Source organism: Lysobacter niastensis (genome assembly GCF_031457115.1).
Taxonomy (GTDB): Bacteria; Pseudomonadota; Gammaproteobacteria; order Xanthomonadales; family Xanthomonadaceae; genus Lysobacter_J; species Lysobacter_J niastensis_A.
Genome location: NZ_JAVDVY010000001.1, coordinates 1,104,436 through 1,119,451, shown reverse-complemented (window position 1 = coordinate 1,119,451; position 15,016 = coordinate 1,104,436). Strand labels below are relative to the sequence as shown.

The following is a 15,016-nucleotide window of genomic DNA, read 5'->3' as shown; positions in this document are numbered from 1 at the left end:
TCAAAAATGGCCTGCGCCATCAGAACGGGATGTCGTCGTCCGCAAAATCGTCGGCGAAGTCGTTGGACTTGGCCGGTGCGGCCTCTCGGCGCGGGGCCGACTCCTGGCGTGCGGGTGCGCGCGACGGGCGCTCGCTGCGTTCCCCACCGCCGCGGGCCTCGCCCCGGCCGCCACCGCCACCGCCACCCTCCGCACGACCACCGAGCATCTGCATCTCGTCGGCGATGATGTCGGTGGAGTAGCGCTCCGTGCCGTCCTGGCCGGTGTATTTGTCGTAGCGGATCGAACCTTCGACGTAGACCTGGCTGCCCTTACGCAGGTATTCGCCGGCGATCTCGCCGAGCTTGCCGAAGAAGGTCACCCGGTGCCATTCGGTGCGCTCCTGGGTGTTGCCCTCACGGTCCTTGCGCACGCTGGTGGTGGCCAGGCTGACCTTGGTCACCGCCATGCCGCCCTGGGTATATTTGGTTTCGGGGTCGTTGCCGAGGTTGCCGACCAGGATGACCTTGTTGATGCCGCGTGCCATGGGTTGCGTGTCCTCTCGATGTCGCCGGGTCTGGCGACTGACAATGCAGTATAGCGGGCCTCCGAGCCGTCGGACCGACACGCTCTGGCGCGTAGGCCTTTGCCTGATCACGGCCCAGCCGTACCGCCGCGGCACCGTATAATCCTGCTCCCACCGAGCCGGTCCGCCCATGCAATCGAGCCTCCCGACCCTGTCCGTCCCCGACCTGGGCGCTATCCAGTCCCTGGCCAAACAGGACATGGCGGCGGTCGATGCGCTGATCCGGCGCCGGCTGGCCTCGGACGTGGTGCTGATCAACCAGGTCGCCGAGTACATCGTAGGCGCCGGCGGCAAGCGCCTGCGACCGATGCTGCTGCTGCTCGCCGCCGGGGCGCTGGGGCATCGCGGTCCGGACGCGCACCAGCTCGCTGCCGTGGTCGAGTTCATCCACACCGCCACCCTGCTTCACGACGACGTGGTCGATGAATCCGACCTGCGCCGCGGCCGCAAGACCGCCAACGCGGTCTGGGGTAACGCCGCCAGCGTGCTGGTCGGCGACTTCCTGTACTCGCGCAGCTTCCAGCTGATGGTCGAGCTGGAACGCATGCCGGTCATGCAGATCCTCGCCGACACCACCAACCAGATCGCCGAGGGCGAGGTGCTGCAGCTGCTGCACGTGCGCAACCCGGACACCGACGAGGCCGCCTACCTGCGCGTGATCGACCGCAAGACCGCGGTGCTGTTCGCCGCGGCCACGCGCCTGGGCGCCCTGCTCTCCGGCGCCGATGGGACCACCTGCGACGCCCTGCATGAGTACGGCCTGAACCTGGGCTATGCCTTCCAGATCGCCGACGACGTGCTCGATTACGCCTCCGATGCACAGACGCTGGGCAAGAACCTGGGCGATGACCTGGCCGAGGGCAAGGCCACGCTGCCGCTGATCCACGCCATCGCCCATAGCGACGAGGCTACCCGAGCTCGCCTGCGCCACGCCGTCGAACAGGGCGACACCGAAGCGCTGCCCGAAGTGCTGGCCGCCATCCACGCCACGGGCGGGCTCGACTACAGCCGCCGTCGCGCCGGCGAATACGCCGCTGCCGCCGAGCGGGCGCTGGACGGCCTCGCCGACAATGACTACACCCTGGCCCTGCGCGGCCTGGCCCGCTACGCCGTCAGCCGCGACCACTGATCTGCATCCCCGGGTGCGAAGCGCTTGCCCGGGCCGATCCTGAAGTGATGCGCAGGGCGGGCCTTGGCCCGCAAACGATGGCCGCGCACGGCATCCGGACAGGGCTTTACTTCGCTGCGAAGCGCTCGCGGAAGAAGTCGAACATCATCTCGTAGGCGCGTTTGGCGGCACGTTCGTTGTAGACGCAGCCTGGCGGGTTGTGGGCATCGGCCTCGGCGAAGCAATGAACGGCGCCGCTGAAGTTGACGAACTGCCAGTCGGCGCCGGCGGCGTCCATCTCCTTCTCGAACGCGGCGATGTCCTCGTCGGTGATGCCGCGATCGTCGGCGCCGTTGAGCACCAGCACCGGCGTACGCACCGCATCGTCCTTGGCCGGCAGCGGCGTCGACAGGCCGCCATGCAGGCTGACCACGCCGGCCAGCTCACTGCCGCCGCGCACCAGCTCCAGGGCGGTGGTGCCACCGAAGCAGAAGCCCAGCGCGCCGATCCGTTTTGCATCGACAGGTACCTTGCCGGCCTGCGCCTTGAGCACGGCCACCGATTTCTCCACGCGCGCCCGCAACGTCGGGCGATCGTCGCGCAGCGGCCCGGCGACCTTGCCGGCCTCCTCGTCGTTCTTCGGCCGGATACTGCTGCCGTAGACATCGGCGACCAGCACGACGTAGTCGTCGCCTGCGATCTGCCGGGCCTTCTCGATGGCCGATGGATTGATGCCTTGCCAGTTCGGCACCATCACCAGGCCGGGGCGCGGGATCGCGTTGACGTCGTCATAGACCAGCACGCCGGTGAAGCGATCCTTGCCGATCGTCCAGTCGACCGGCTTGTCGACCATGGCGGCGGTGGCCGGCAACGAGCCGAGCGCCAGGACCGCGGACAGGATCAGGCGCTGGATCGGGCTTCGAATCGACCGATGAACCAGGCGTGGCATGACGGCGTCTCCCCAAGGGTTCGCGCGCAGCCTACTCTGCCCGCGTGACGGAGACGAAAACGAAAACTCAGGCGATGCCCAGTCCGGGGATGGTGTTGATCGTATCGGGGTCGAAGCCCGCCAGCTCGGCGAAATGCCGGCCGCGCGCCACGTAATCCCGGTACATGCCGAAGCTGGGTGCGCCCGGCGACAGCAGCACGACGCCATCGTCGCCAAGCAGGGCCTTGGCCTGGGCCATGGCGTCGGCCAGGTCCGAAGCCTCATTCAACGCGAACCCGCCCTGCGCGGCGACGGGCGCGAGCAACGCATGGATCCGCGGCCCGTTCTGGCCCATCGTGATCACGGCCAGCGGCGCGTGTTCGCGCATGGCCTCGGCGAAGTCCTCCCACGGCAGGCCGCGATCGTGCCCGCCCACCAGGATCGCGACGCGACGTTGGCTGAAACAGTCCAGCGCGGCCAGGCTGGCGTGCGGCGTGGTGCTGATCGAGTCGTTGACGTAGGTGATGCCATCGCAGGTGCCCAGAGACTGCAGCCGATGCGGCAGCGGCCGGAACGAAGCGGCATGTGGCGCGAGCGCGGCCGCATCCAGGCCCAGCGCCTCGATGGCGGTCAGCACCGCGCACAGGTTGCCGCGGTTATGACGTCCGGGCAGCGGCAGCGCGCGCGTGTCCATGACGAAGTGCCCGCCGCGATACAGATCGTCCTCCCGCAGGTGCCAACCACTATCGTCGCCGAATCGCAGCACGACGCTGCCGGGCAGCGGCAGTGCGGCCAGGCGCGGATCGCTGGCGTTGACGACCGCGATCTTCGGAGCAGCTTCGGTCAGCAGGCGCAGCTTGTCCTCGACATAGCGCGCTTCCGAACCGTGCCAGTCCAGGTGCTCGGGAAATACGTTGAGCGCCACGGCGATGTGCGGATGCGCTCCGCTGAGCGCGACATCGCCGGTCTGGTAGCTGGACAGTTCGACCGCCCAGAACTCGGGCGATTGCTCCGGGTCGAGCACTTCCAGCAAAGGCAGGCCGATGTTTCCGGCCAGCCCGGTGACATGCCCGCCGGCGCGAAGCAGGTGCGCCAGCAGCGCTGTCGTCGTGCTCTTGCCCTTGGTGCCGGTCACGCAGACAGTGCGCGCAACGACGCCGTCGGCGCCCACATGCTCGCCGAACCACAACGCCGTGCCACCGATGAAGCGCGTACCGCGTTCGGCGGCCGCGATCGCCTCGGGCCGGTAAGGGCTGATGCCGGGCGACTTGACCACCACGTCGAACGCGCCCAGGCGCTCGGCGGTGGCATCGGTGTCCGTGACCAGATGCGTATCGCCCAGCGAGGCGGCCTCGCTCGCCTCCTCGGGGTTACAGAACACCGTCAGCGGCAATTCCGGCAGGCGCGAACGGATCGCGCGATAGGCTGCGCGGCCTTCGCGGCCCCAGCCCCAAAGCGCGACCCCCTTACCGTCAAGTTGCGAGATGCGCACGCAGCCGCTCCCACAACTTCGGCGGGATGCGCTGCTCGTCGTCGATCACCAGCAGCGGTTCGATGCGCAGCTCCTCTTCGCTCAGTTGCGGGCGGATCTCGCTGGCGAAGCGTTCCACCAGCGCGTCCTCGCGCCACTCCGGACGTTCGCTCAACGCCGCCATGGCCGCACGCGATTCGCGACCTTCGCCGACGCACTCGAACGGCTTGTGGTTCTGATACTCCAGCAGCGCGTCATAGCCATCGGTCTGCGCAGGATCGTCGAGCAGGTTGCGGCCGAAGATGCGGACCAGGCGCGGCTTCGACATGAACGGCGCCAGCGCCAGGAACACGAAATGGCACTTCGGACAGACGCCGCACCAGCGATTGGCCGGACGCTCGCCGAGTATGTGGAAGTTGCGGTTGCAACTGCTGAAGTGCGCGTCGTAATGGTCGGTGCGGGCGAACTGGCGGGCCACCGCCAGTTCGCTGAGCGGACGCAACAGCGAGTAGTAGTGCAGGTCGGCCGCAACGTGACGCTGCAGGTACTCACCAAACGCCTTCTCGCAAGTCCAACCCTTGGACCACTGGTGATTCACCTCGCCGGTGCCCTCGATCAGGCTGCCGTAGCTGGCCGAGCGCTCGTTGGAGAACACCACCTGGTCGACGCCGTGCAGCAGCGCGGCCAGTGCCATGATCGCCGAGTTCAGCACGGTCACCGGAATGTGGCCGTTCCAGGCCCCTTCGCGGTTGTAGTCGAACAGTTGCGACGCCAGCGCGCGACCGATGTTGAGCGTGGGCAGGCCGGTGCGTTCGGCGCAGGCGCGGATCAGCTGCGAACCGCCGATCCAGGTGACCGTCTGGCCGATGTCGAGCGCGCGCAACGCTTCGATGCTGACCAGCGAGTCCTTGCCTCCGCCGATGGCGACCAGTGCGTGCTCGCGCAGGCCCAGCGCCGGCGCCATGCCTTCGGCATCGCCCGCGGCCACCGGGAAGCGGATCTTCCCGTGCAGGTTCAGGCCGTTGCGATAAGCGAACTCGCCCAGGCCGTTGACGTAGATCAATTCCAGCAACGCGGCGGTGTCGGCGTCGATGGCGTAGGAGTCGATGCGGATCTCCTCCGGAACCGCCGCCTTGTAGTAGCTCACGCCGGTTATCAGGTGCAGCAGCCGCAGCGCACGCTCCACGGCAACGGCGCGCGCGCCTTCGAGCACGAATGGCGCACCCGGGATGGTGACGGTCTCGACCAGCTCCGGACCATCGTCGAACGCGTACACCAGTTGCGCGACACCGGTCTGCGCATCGAGACCGCAACGCACGAAGCGGAACGCGCGGATCGCGTCGCGGTTGAATTTCCACTCACTCATTCGATCACGTCCTCTGCCGGCAGGGCCCGCAGGTTGTAGGTGTTGGCCATCGCCATGCCATAGGCGCCGGCATCGGCCACCAGCATCACGTCGCCCTCGGCGGTCGCCAGCGGCAGCGTGCGGCCGCGGCCGAGCACGTCGCTGCTCTCGCAGACCGGGCCGACCACGTCGAACGCCGCCGTGGCCGCGTCGTCCAGGCGGCTGAGGTTGAAGATGCCGTGGTAGGCCTCGTACATCGCTGGGCGCATCAGCGCGTTCATGCCGCCATCGCAACCGATGCGGCGCACGCCGTCCTTCTCCACCGTCTGGGTGACGGTGAGCAGCAGCACGCCGCTCTCGGCCACCAGGTAACGGCCGGGTTCGATCACCAACCCGTAGCGCGGATAAGCCGACTTGATCTCGTCCAGGCCGTTGCGCCACAAGGCCAGGTCGAACTCCGGCGCCTCTGGCGTGTACGGGATCGGCAGGCCGCCACCGATGTCGATGGTCTCGATGGTGCCGACGTTGTCGGCCAGCCCGGCCAGGTGCGCGTAGACGCCGCGCCAGTGCTGCGGATCCTCGATGCCGCTGCCCAAGTGCGCGTGCAGGCCGCTGATGCGCACGCCGAGCTTGCGCGCCTCCTCGAGGAAGGCGTCGAAGCGCGTCATCGGCAGACCGAACTTGGCGGCCACGCCGCCGGTGCGGACCTTCTCGTGATGGCCCTCGCCGTGGCCCAGATCGATGCGCAGCCAGATCGTGCGGCCGCGGAACACCTCCGGCCAACGCTGCAGCGCCTCGATGTTGTCGAGCGTGACGATGATGCCGCGTTCGAACGCCGCCTCGTATTCTCGCCGCGGCGCGAAGCTCGGCGTGAACAGCACCCGGCCGGGGTCGATCTGCGGCAACGTGGCGAACACGCGCTCGACCTCGCCCAGCGACACGCACTCCAGGCCGAAGCCTTCGCCGACGATGGTCTTGAGGATGGCCGGATGCGGATTGGCCTTGATCGCGTAGAAGCAGCGATCCACCGCGTTCGACGCGCTCAGCGAGCGGGCTCGCTCGCGCACGGTCGCCAGGTCGTACACATAGTGCGGCGTGCCCGGCTGCGCGAGCGACAGCAACTGCTCGCGACGCCCCAGCCACCAGGCCGGCGCACGCTGCGGCTTGCCGTGCGCGATCTCGCGCCAACTCGGGCCGAACACCGTCTCGTCGCGCACCGGCATGGCGCGACTGCGGATCAGCTCGGCGTGCAGGTGCGGCAGGAGGCCGTCGGCATCGGCCTCGTCGATGACGAAGGTCAGGTTGAGGTCGTTGGACGACTGCGAGATCAGGTGCACGCGCTCGCGGCCGAACGTCGCCCAGATGTCCGACAGGCGGTGCAGAAGCGAGCGCATGCCGCGACCGACCAGCGTGATCGCCGCGCACGGTGCGATCACCTTGACCCGGCACACCTCGGCCAAGTCGGCGCTCAGCGCCTCCAGCACGTTGGTGGTGACCAGGTTCTCGCTCGGATCGAGCGACACGGTGACGTTGGTTTCCGACGAGCCGATCAGGTCGATCGACAGGCCGTGGCGCTTGAAGCGTTCGAACACATCGGCGAGGAAGCCGACCTGCTGCCACATGCCGATGCTTTCCATCGACACCAGCACGATGCCGTTGCGGCGGCTGATCGCCTTGACGCCCGGTACGGTCGCCGCGCTGGCGTCGATGCGCGTGCCCGGCAGGTCGGGGCGCTCGGTGTCGAGGATCGCCATCGGCACGCCGGCGTCGCGGCACGGTGCGATCGAGCGCGGGTGCAGCACCTTGGCGCCGGTGGTGGCGATTTCCTGCGCCTCGGCGTAATGCAGGCGGGTGAGAAGGCGCGCATCGGGTACATCGCGCGGATTGGCGCTGAACATGCCCGGGACATCGGTCCATATCTCCACGCGCTGCGCCTTGAGCAGTGCGCCGAAGTACGCCGCCGAAGTATCCGAGCCGCCGCGACCGAGCACCGCCGTACCACCGTCGCCGTGACGGGCGATGAAGCCCTGGGTGATCAGCATCGGCGCCGCCTGCGCGGAGAAGCGTTCGCCGAAGCTGCGCTCAGCCAAGCCGCGATCGCCGTCGAGTCGGCAGTTCACCGACAAGCGCTGCGCCCAGGCGCTGGCGTTGGGCAACGACACTGCATCGAGCCACTGTCGCGCATCGCACCAGCCGAACTCGTGTCCTTGCGAGCGCAGGTAGGCGGCGCCGAGCGTGGACGACAACAGCTCGCCCTGCGCCAGCACCTCGGCCTGCCAGTCCAGGCTGCGCGCGGCCGCGCGCGGATCGACGGCCAGCGCCTGCAGCGCGGCCAGGCGTTCGCCCAACACGGCATCGGCATCGAGGTCGAGTTCGCCGCAGAACGCGCGATGACGTTCGACCAGCGCGGCGATACGCGCGTCGATGCCATCCCCATTGGCGATGGCCTGCAACTCGTTGGTCACCCCCGACAGCGCCGATACCACGACCAGCACGCGCGCGCCGTCCTCGGCCATGCGTTTGGAGGCGAGGCGTCCGATGGTGTCCCAACGGTTACGGCGAGACACCGAAGTGCCACCGAACTTGAGTACTACCCAGCGATTCGCTTCCGCCACCGCAACTGCCCTCTTGATGTGATGTGATCAGGGTGATGATCAGGGTTGATGAGTTGATTACGCCTGCAACCGTTCGGGCACGCAGCCCGGACAGAACCTAGAATGTCGCGCTCCGCACCGGTACAGGGCGGGCGCAGCGGCCACAAAGACCGCAATTCTAGTCGAATAATCCACTCGGACCCCCGCCGAATGACTCTTCGCCGTTATCTGCAACTGGACGTATTCGCCGATCGCCCCGGCGCCGGCAACCCTTTGGCCGTCGTGCTCGACGCGCAAGGCCTGGATGACGTCCAGATGCAGGCGATCGCCCGCTGGACGCGCCTTCCTGAAACGACCTTCGTGTTCCCGCCAACCCAGCCCGGCGCCAGCTATCGCATCCGCATGTTCAGCCCGCGCCGCGAGGTGCCGTTCGCCGGACACCCCAGCGTTGGCACCGCGCATGTGGTGCTGGAAGCCGGGCTGGCGGACCTGAACAGCGGGCATCTTTTGCAGGAGGGCGTCGCGGGCTTGCTGCCGCTGGCCGTCGACGGCGAAGGCCTTTCGCGGAAGATTTCGGTCCGCACGCCACGTGCCCGTGTGGTCGAGATCGCGCAAGCCACCGATCCGCGCCTGACCGACGTGCTGGAGGGCCTGTCGCCTGGTGCGCTGCCGCCCGCGTTGATGGACGGCGGACGGCGCTGGTGGCTGGCCGAACTGGCCAGCGAAGCCGCGTTGCGCAGCGCCACGCCCCACTGGGATGCGATCGCCGCGTTGGCCGAAGGCACCGAGAGCATGGGCCTGTGCGCGTTCGCCCGCGCCGACGTTGGACGCGATTACGACCTGGTGGTGCGCGCCTTCGTCGGCGCGCCGGCCCGATTCGAAGATGCCGCCTCTGGGGCGGCGAATGCGACCCTGGCGGCATGGCTGAATCACAACGGCGCCCTGCCCGGCCGCGGCGGCCGCTACACCGTCAGCCAGGGGCGCGAAGTCGGATTCGATGCGCGCCTGCACCTGAGCGTCGATGCCGATGGCGATGTCTGGTCGGGCGGCCAGGTCTGCAACGTCGTGCGCGGCGCAATCGACTGGCCCTGATCGACGACTGATCGCAAAGACGAAGGGGCCATCCGTGGCCCCTCCATTCCCCACACCTCGCTACGACTTATTCGGGCCGCACGTCGACGCGGACGCGGATGCGGTCGCCCGGGTGGTAGTTCGTTCGGGTGACGTAGGTACGGCCGGCGTACTCGTAGGTGACGTCGTACGCCCTGCGATCGCCGGAGTAATCACCGTTACCCGCCGGAACGCCGCCGACAGGAACCGGGTCGCACACCCGCACCGCCCCGACCCGGTCCTCGCTGCGCTTGCTCTGTTCGTAGATCTGGCGACCGGTTATGCCGCCGACCAGCGAGCCGATGGCCGAGGTGGCGTATCGCGCGCTTCCTCCACCGACTTGGCTGCCAACCACCGCCCCGACGATGCCGCCGATCGCCGTGGCCATCGTGCGCCCGGTCTCGGTGCCGGATGTATTGCGGCGGTAGTTGCCGTATTGGTCGTAGTAGCCGTCGTCGCCACGGTAATAGCCATCCTGGTAATCGTCGTTGCCACCGTTGACGTAGGTGGGACGCTCGTAACAGCGTTGCGTGGAGGACGTAGCGTAGCCATCGAGCACAGGATCCACCCGGATCACCCGCGCGTAATCGGACTGGCTGGTCTGGCCGTAAGCCGGCTGGCTGTAGACCGTGTCGTCGGGATAGCCCTGCGCGAAGGCCGGGCCGGATGCTCCGGCCAGCACCAGGACGGACAAGGCCAGCACAGGGCTGACGGGCAGGCGGTTCATCGCGGGCTCCAGCGCCGGAATGGCGTGCGCGGATCGTCGAATTGGACGCAGCAACCGGTGCTGAATCCAGCCGCCTCCCCGGTCCTTCAGGCGGGACGGTTTACCTCGCCGACAGCCAGGCGGCGGCCTGCTCCGCCACCAGGGCGGCGCCGCGACCCAGCAGCGGGCCGACGTGGCTGGCCGTTGGCAACCGCAGCAAGGTGGCATTCCAGGCCTCCGCCAGTTCCATGGTGACGGCGGCTGGCACGTCTTCGTCCTGGCCGGATGCAATGCAAAGGACCGGGCACGCCGGTGCCGCGACCTCGATACCTTGTCGCGCCGTGCGCAGCACCGCGCCCGACTCGTCGCGCCATCGCCGCAGGGCAAACAGCGCAGTGGCCTCGTCCGAATCCGGCAATGCCCGCCGTGTAGACGCCAGGCGCGCATCGCGCCCCCAGGCCACCACGTCGTTCCATTCCCGCGCCGGCATCCGGCTCGACCAGGGCGCCGGCGGCAGTGGATTGACCAGGACCAGGGCATCTGCCTGCCCCGCGCAGGCCATCGCCAGCAACCCGCCGAAGCTGGCGCCGACCACGGCGCGCGGCCGCGGCAGGGCCTGCAAGGCCTCCGCCACCTGCGCGGCGTAATCACCGAAGCCGGTCGCCGGCAGGCCTGCCGCGACGGGCCGCAGGTCGGGCGCGACAGCGTCGATGCCACGTGCGGCGAACACCGCGCGCCACACATTCCATTCCCAGGCGCCGCCGCCTGCGCCGTGCACGAGCACGGCATGCCTGGGGACGGCATGCCCTAGCAAAGATGGCGGGACTTCGGGGCGGATCATGGCAGCGGCCGCCAAGCGGCCGCCTGGAGGATCGACAACCCGCTCAACCCTGCAGCGTCGCCGACAAGGTCACCGGTACCGACAACGCGCGGGAAATCACGCAGCCCGCCTTGGCCGCCTCGGCGACCTGCTGGAACTGCTCGGCGCTGATCCCGGGCACCTTGGCGCTGACGATCAGGTTCACGCCGGTGATGGTCGGCCCCGGATCCATGCCCGGATCCATCGTCGCCTCGGCCCGCGTTTCGATCCGGTCCGGGGTGAAACCGGACTTACCCAGCACCGCCGACAGGGCCATGCTGAAGCAGCCGGCGTGCGCGGCGGCCAGCAATTCCTCCGGATTGGTGCCCTTCTCGTCGCCGAACCGGGTCTTGAAGGAGTAGTTCTGGCCGGCGAACAGGCCGCTTTGCGGCGTGCTCATCGCGCCCTTGCCGGCCTGCAGGTCGCCCTGCCAGACCGCTTCCGCGTAACGCTTGAAACCCATGTCGCTACTCCATCGGGGTGGGGGACGCACAGCCTACCCGCCGCGACGTGAGCGGTGCGTGGCATCGGATGTCGTCCAGGCGTGCTGCGTGTCGCGCTTTTCCCGGCCGCTGGCCTCTGGCCCCGCCGGGCTACGTGAGCCTTGGAGCTTGGGGCCGCTTGACCCGCCCGGAACCTTGCGGGAGTCTTGCGATCCCGGTGTCACGCCGGCCCCGCCATGACCGCCCGCCGAGCGCCTGCTCGGACGGCAGGGCTTCCGAAGCGGACAGCCATGACGGCCTCTTTCGACCCAGTCCAGGGAGAGACGGCCTCATGTCCCACAGCACAGCAACCATCCGCAACGTGGCCTTGGCAGGCCACCCCGGCGCCGGCAAAACCACGCTGTTCGAAGCCCTGCTGCACGCCGGCGGCGCAATCCAGACGGCAGGCAGCATCGAGCGCGGCAGCACCGTGTCCGACTTCGATCCCATCGAAAAGCAGCGCGGCCACTCCATCGACGCGGCGATCGCCAGCATCGACCACGCCGGAATCCACGTGAACCTCATCGACACCCCGGGCTATCCGGATTTCCGCGGCCCGGCGCTGTCCGCGTTCGGCGCAGTGGAAACCGTGGCGATAGTCGTCGATGCCGGCAGCGGCGTGGAATACGGCACGCGCCGGATGATGGAATACGCCAAGGCCCGCGGCCTGTGCCGCGTGATGGTGATCAACAAGATCGACCACGAGGGCGCTACGGCAGCACGCGTGCTCGACGACCTGCGCGAAGCCTTCGGCCCCGAATGCCTGCCGCTGAACCTGCCCGCCGACGGCGGCAAGCAGGTGATCGGTTGCCTGGGCAGCACCTCCGGCGACAGCGACCTGGGACCGGTGGCCGACTGGCACCAGAAGATCATCGACCAGATCGTCGAGATCAACGAGACCGTGATGGAGCACTACCTCGATCTCGGCGAGGAAGGCCTGTCTGGCGAGGAACTGCACGACGCCTTCGAGCAATGCCTGCGCGAGGGTCATCTGGTGCCGGTGTTGTTCTGCTCGGCGCGCAGCGGCGCCGGCGTCAAGGAACTGCTGGAAGTCGCCGAGCAATGGTTCCCCAATCCCGCCGAAGCGAACGAACCGCCCTTCGAGAAGGGCGCCGACCGCCAGCGCATCCAGGCCTCGCCCGATCCGAAGGCGCACGTCGTCGCCGACGTTTTCAGGATCGTCAACGACCCCTTCGTCGGCAAGCTCGGCATCTTCCGCGTCTACCAGGGCACGGTTAAGCGCGACACGCAGTTGTTCGTCGACGACGGCAAGAAGCCGTTCAAGGTAGGCCATCTGTTCAAGCTGCGCGGCAAGGACCATGTCGAGATCGATCAGGCAATTCCCGGCGACATTGCCGCGATTGCGAAAGTCGACGAGCTTCACTTCGACGCGGTGCTGCACGACAGCCACGACGAGGACGAGATCCGCCTGGCGCCGCAGGACTTCCCCAAGCCGATGTTCGGGCTGGCCATCGAGGCGGCCAGCAAGGGCCAGGAGCAGAAGCTGGCCACGGCGTTGCACAAGCTGTCCGAGGAAGATCCGTGCTTCGCCGTCGAGCACGAGGCCGAGACCAACGAGACCGTGATCCGCGGCCTGTCCGACCTGCATTTGCGCATCAACCTGGAGCGCTTGAAGGACCGCTACGGCGTGGAGGTGAAATCGCGCCCGCCGCGCATCGCCTACCGCGAGACCGTCAGCAGCAAGGCCGAGGGCCACCATCGCCACAAGAAGCAGACCGGCGGCGCCGGCCAGTTCGGCGAGGTGTTCCTGCGCATCGAACCGCTGCCGCGTGGCACGGGTTTCGAGTTCGTCGACGAGGTCAAGGGCGGCACGATCCCGGGGCAGTTCCTGCCCGCCGTCGAAAAGGGCGTACGGCAGGTGCTGCGCAGCGGCGCGCTGGCCGGTTACCCGATCCAGGACGTGCGCGTGATCGTCTACGACGGCAAGCACCATCCGGTCGATAGCAAGGAGGTCGCGTTCGTCGCTGCGGGCAAGAAAGCGTTCCTCGACGCCATCGGCAAGGCGCGCCCGCAGGTGCTGGAACCCATCGTCGACCTGGAAGTCAACGCGCCCGAGCAGCACATGGGCGACATCAGCGGCGGACTGGCCAGCAAGCGCGCGCGCATCAGCGGCACCGACAGCGTGCGCGGCAGCGAGATCGTCGTGCGCGCCCAGGTTCCGCTGTCGGAACTGGAAGGCTACGCCGCCGAACTGAAGTCCGTCACCGCCGGTCGCGGCCGCTATTCGCTGGACTTCAGCCACTACGAACCGGTGCCGCCCAACGTCCAGCAGAAGCTCGTGGAGGCCTACAAGCCCAAGGCGGAAGACGACTAGCGCCGCCGCTGGGACGCTGCGGCGCGATGCCGGCTTCACATGGACTGAAAGAAGCTGGCATCCCACGGCAAGGAACGTGCACATGCGACCCAGCCCCCCGGATTTGCCGGCGTTCGCAGTGCCGAAGTTCGCAGTGCCCACGTTCGCACTGCTGGCCATCATCCTCGTCACGGCCTTGCCGGCCGCTTCCACCTGGGCGCAGGTCGCTGGCAGCAGCCGCGTCATTCCCAACTTTCCCCGCCCGGCCGGCTCGCCGGATCCGGCCCTGCGCGTGGAGTACTCCAACGGCAGCGAATCGCCGCCGATGATGGTGCGCACCGCGCCGGGCCGGCTTGAGCCGCTGTACCGCCGCTCGCCCGATGGCGGTTACACGCCGGCCCGCGCCTCCGGCTACCGCATCGCGATGACCTCCTGTCCGTCGATGCCCAGCGTGAGCGGCGATCCGCGCACCCGCATGATCGACCTGGCCGCGGCGGAATGGGCCTACTTCGGACTGCCCGTGCTGGACCTGTCGGTGGAGCCGGCGGCGATCGTGCCGCGCCTGGCGCAACCCGGCGAAGTCATCGACATCATCGCCCCCCGCAGCAATGCCTCGATCGGCGACCGGGTGCTGCGGCAGGCGCCGCGACTGGGGATGATGGAGGACGACGGCCCCGTGCGCGCGACCATCGCCGGATACTGGGCCGCCACCGGCAGCGAGGAAGCGATGCGCGTGCAGAGCATCGTCAACTACGGCTGGCACGAAGCCGGCTGGGCGATGCCGTGGTCGGCCGCGTTCATCTCATGGCTGGCCTGCGAGTCGGGTTGGTCGCCCCAGCAGTTCCACCGCAGCGGCGGTCATTACGACTACGTGCTCGCCGCGGTGCGCGCGCGTGACGGCAGCGATCCGGCCTACGCTTACGTGGCGTACGACCTGGCGGAGACCGTTCCCGCAGCGGGCGACCTGCTATGCACGGCCCGAGGCTCGAGTACATTTTCCACCATCGCCGACGTGCGCAACATGAGCAGCGACTCCCTCGCGCTGCATTGCGACCTGGTGGTCAAGACCGACCCGAAGCAGCGTCGCCTGTACGGGATCGGGGGAAACGTCAATCACGCCGTGACGCTGACCATCGTCGCCACCGATGCGGAAGGACGCCCGCTGACCGATCGCGACATCGTCGGCGCCAACCGCTGGTTCGCGGTGCTCAAGCCGCGCCAGGGCGGCACCGCCGCGCATGATCTCAATGGCACGCCGGCGGTGCAGTCGCTGTATCGGAACTACGCGCGATACGCGACGGGCACGCGCGCTCCCCCGCCACTGCCTTTACCGCCGGCTACCTCGGCCCGCCCGAAGGACGAACCCGTGCCAGTCCCGCCCAAGTCGAAGAACAAGGCCAAAGCCAAGAGCGGAACCACTGCTTCAGAAAAATGACCGCGTGTGTCGTTCCGCCATCGCGGCGATGCAACTCTTGCCCCGCACACCTCACCCGTCTATCCCCCGTCGAACCCGATGGAGTGCACCCAGCGCGGT

At 68.3% G+C, this 15,016-nt stretch carries 12 protein-coding genes; 4 read left to right on the top strand and 8 right to left on the bottom strand.

The window, feature by feature from the left end; all coding sequences use genetic code 11:
* Nucleotides 1–19: 19 nt before the first annotated feature.
* On the bottom strand, nucleotides 20–526 hold the full coding sequence (gene ssb, locus J2X06_RS05130) for a single-stranded DNA-binding protein (RefSeq protein WP_310059125.1): 507 nt from the start codon (nucleotides 524–526) through the stop codon (nucleotides 20–22).
* A gap of 169 nt (nucleotides 527–695) precedes the next feature.
* Here ssb and J2X06_RS05125 point away from each other — a divergent pair, with 169 nt between their 5' ends.
* Nucleotides 696–1,694, top strand: coding sequence for a polyprenyl synthetase family protein (locus J2X06_RS05125; protein ID WP_310059123.1), 999 nt, complete (start codon nucleotides 696–698; stop codon nucleotides 1,692–1,694).
* A gap of 106 nt (nucleotides 1,695–1,800) precedes the next feature.
* Here J2X06_RS05125 and J2X06_RS05120 read toward each other — a convergent pair whose 3' ends face one another.
* From J2X06_RS05120 to J2X06_RS05105, 4 genes are all read right to left on the bottom strand, one after another.
* Entirely contained in the window at nucleotides 1,801–2,622 is an 822-nt protein-coding gene (locus J2X06_RS05120; protein ID WP_310059121.1) for a dienelactone hydrolase family protein, read from the bottom strand.
* 67 nt (nucleotides 2,623–2,689) lie between these two features.
* A complete protein-coding gene (gene murD / locus J2X06_RS05115; protein WP_310059118.1) occupies nucleotides 2,690–4,093 on the bottom strand; it encodes a UDP-N-acetylmuramoyl-L-alanine--D-glutamate ligase in 1,404 nt (467 codons plus the stop codon).
* Nucleotides 4,074–5,438 carry a UDP-N-acetyl-alpha-D-muramoyl-L-alanyl-L-glutamate epimerase gene (murL, locus tag J2X06_RS05110; RefSeq protein ID WP_310059115.1) on the bottom strand — a complete coding sequence of 455 codons (1,365 nt, stop codon included), beginning with the start codon at nucleotides 5,436–5,438 and terminating at the stop codon, nucleotides 4,074–4,076. Before murL ends, murD begins: the two co-directional genes overlap by 20 nt.
* Nucleotides 5,435–8,032, bottom strand: coding sequence for a bifunctional aspartate kinase/diaminopimelate decarboxylase (locus tag J2X06_RS05105; protein ID WP_310059112.1), 2,598 nt, complete (start codon nucleotides 8,030–8,032; stop codon nucleotides 5,435–5,437). The genes murL and J2X06_RS05105 overlap by 4 nt, the downstream gene beginning before the upstream one ends.
* 189 nt (nucleotides 8,033–8,221) lie before the next feature.
* Between J2X06_RS05105 and J2X06_RS05100 the strand changes: the two genes are divergently transcribed.
* On the top strand, nucleotides 8,222–9,103 hold the full coding sequence (locus J2X06_RS05100) for a PhzF family phenazine biosynthesis protein (protein WP_310059109.1): 882 nt from the start codon (nucleotides 8,222–8,224) through the stop codon (nucleotides 9,101–9,103).
* A gap of 67 nt (nucleotides 9,104–9,170) precedes the next feature.
* Here the strand turns inward: J2X06_RS05100 and J2X06_RS05095 are convergent, their stop codons facing one another.
* The 3 genes from J2X06_RS05095 to J2X06_RS05085 all read right to left on the bottom strand — a co-directional run bounded on the left by J2X06_RS05095 (nucleotide 9,171) and on the right by J2X06_RS05085 (nucleotide 11,149).
* A complete protein-coding gene (locus J2X06_RS05095) occupies nucleotides 9,171–9,848 on the bottom strand; it encodes a glycine zipper 2TM domain-containing protein (protein WP_310059106.1) in 678 nt (225 codons plus the stop codon).
* A gap of 100 nt (nucleotides 9,849–9,948) precedes the next feature.
* Nucleotides 9,949–10,611 carry an alpha/beta hydrolase gene (locus tag J2X06_RS05090; protein ID WP_310059103.1) on the bottom strand — a complete coding sequence of 221 codons (663 nt, stop codon included), beginning with the start codon at nucleotides 10,609–10,611 and terminating at the stop codon, nucleotides 9,949–9,951.
* Between the two features lie 100 nt (nucleotides 10,612–10,711).
* Nucleotides 10,712–11,149, bottom strand: coding sequence for an OsmC family protein (locus J2X06_RS05085; protein WP_310059100.1), 438 nt, complete (start codon nucleotides 11,147–11,149; stop codon nucleotides 10,712–10,714).
* 311 nt (nucleotides 11,150–11,460) lie between these two features.
* Here J2X06_RS05085 and fusA point away from each other — a divergent pair, with 311 nt between their 5' ends.
* Together fusA and J2X06_RS05075 are read left to right on the top strand one after the other, a co-directional pair.
* Nucleotides 11,461–13,503 (top strand): elongation factor G, encoded by a 2,043-nt coding sequence (gene fusA, locus J2X06_RS05080; RefSeq protein ID WP_310059097.1) that lies wholly within the window; start codon nucleotides 11,461–11,463, stop codon nucleotides 13,501–13,503.
* A gap of 82 nt (nucleotides 13,504–13,585) precedes the next feature.
* Nucleotides 13,586–14,917 carry a DUF2272 domain-containing protein gene (locus J2X06_RS05075; protein ID WP_310059095.1) on the top strand — a complete coding sequence of 444 codons (1,332 nt, stop codon included), beginning with the start codon at nucleotides 13,586–13,588 and terminating at the stop codon, nucleotides 14,915–14,917.
* Nucleotides 14,918–15,016: the final 99 nt, after the last annotated feature.

Excerpts from the sequence above, each read along its gene's own strand:
- J2X06_RS05125 (WP_310059123.1), top strand. The coding sequence starts at position 696 with ATGCAATCGAGCCTCCCGACCCTGTCCGTCCCCGACCTGGGCGCTATC.
- J2X06_RS05075 (WP_310059095.1), top strand. The coding sequence starts at position 13,586 with ATGCGACCCAGCCCCCCGGATTTGCCGGCGTTCGCAGTGCCGAAGTTC.
- J2X06_RS05100 (WP_310059109.1), top strand. The coding sequence starts at position 8,222 with ATGACTCTTCGCCGTTATCTGCAACTGGACGTATTCGCCGATCGCCCC.
- J2X06_RS05095 (WP_310059106.1), bottom strand. The coding sequence starts at position 9,848 with ATGAACCGCCTGCCCGTCAGCCCTGTGCTGGCCTTGTCCGTCCTGGTG.
- fusA (WP_310059097.1), top strand. The coding sequence starts at position 11,461 with ATGTCCCACAGCACAGCAACCATCCGCAACGTGGCCTTGGCAGGCCAC.
- ssb (WP_310059125.1), bottom strand. The coding sequence starts at position 526 with ATGGCACGCGGCATCAACAAGGTCATCCTGGTCGGCAACCTCGGCAAC.
- J2X06_RS05085 (WP_310059100.1), bottom strand. The coding sequence starts at position 11,149 with ATGGGTTTCAAGCGTTACGCGGAAGCGGTCTGGCAGGGCGACCTGCAG.
- J2X06_RS05120 (WP_310059121.1), bottom strand. The coding sequence starts at position 2,622 with ATGCCACGCCTGGTTCATCGGTCGATTCGAAGCCCGATCCAGCGCCTG.
- murL (WP_310059115.1), bottom strand. The coding sequence starts at position 5,438 with ATGAGTGAGTGGAAATTCAACCGCGACGCGATCCGCGCGTTCCGCTTC.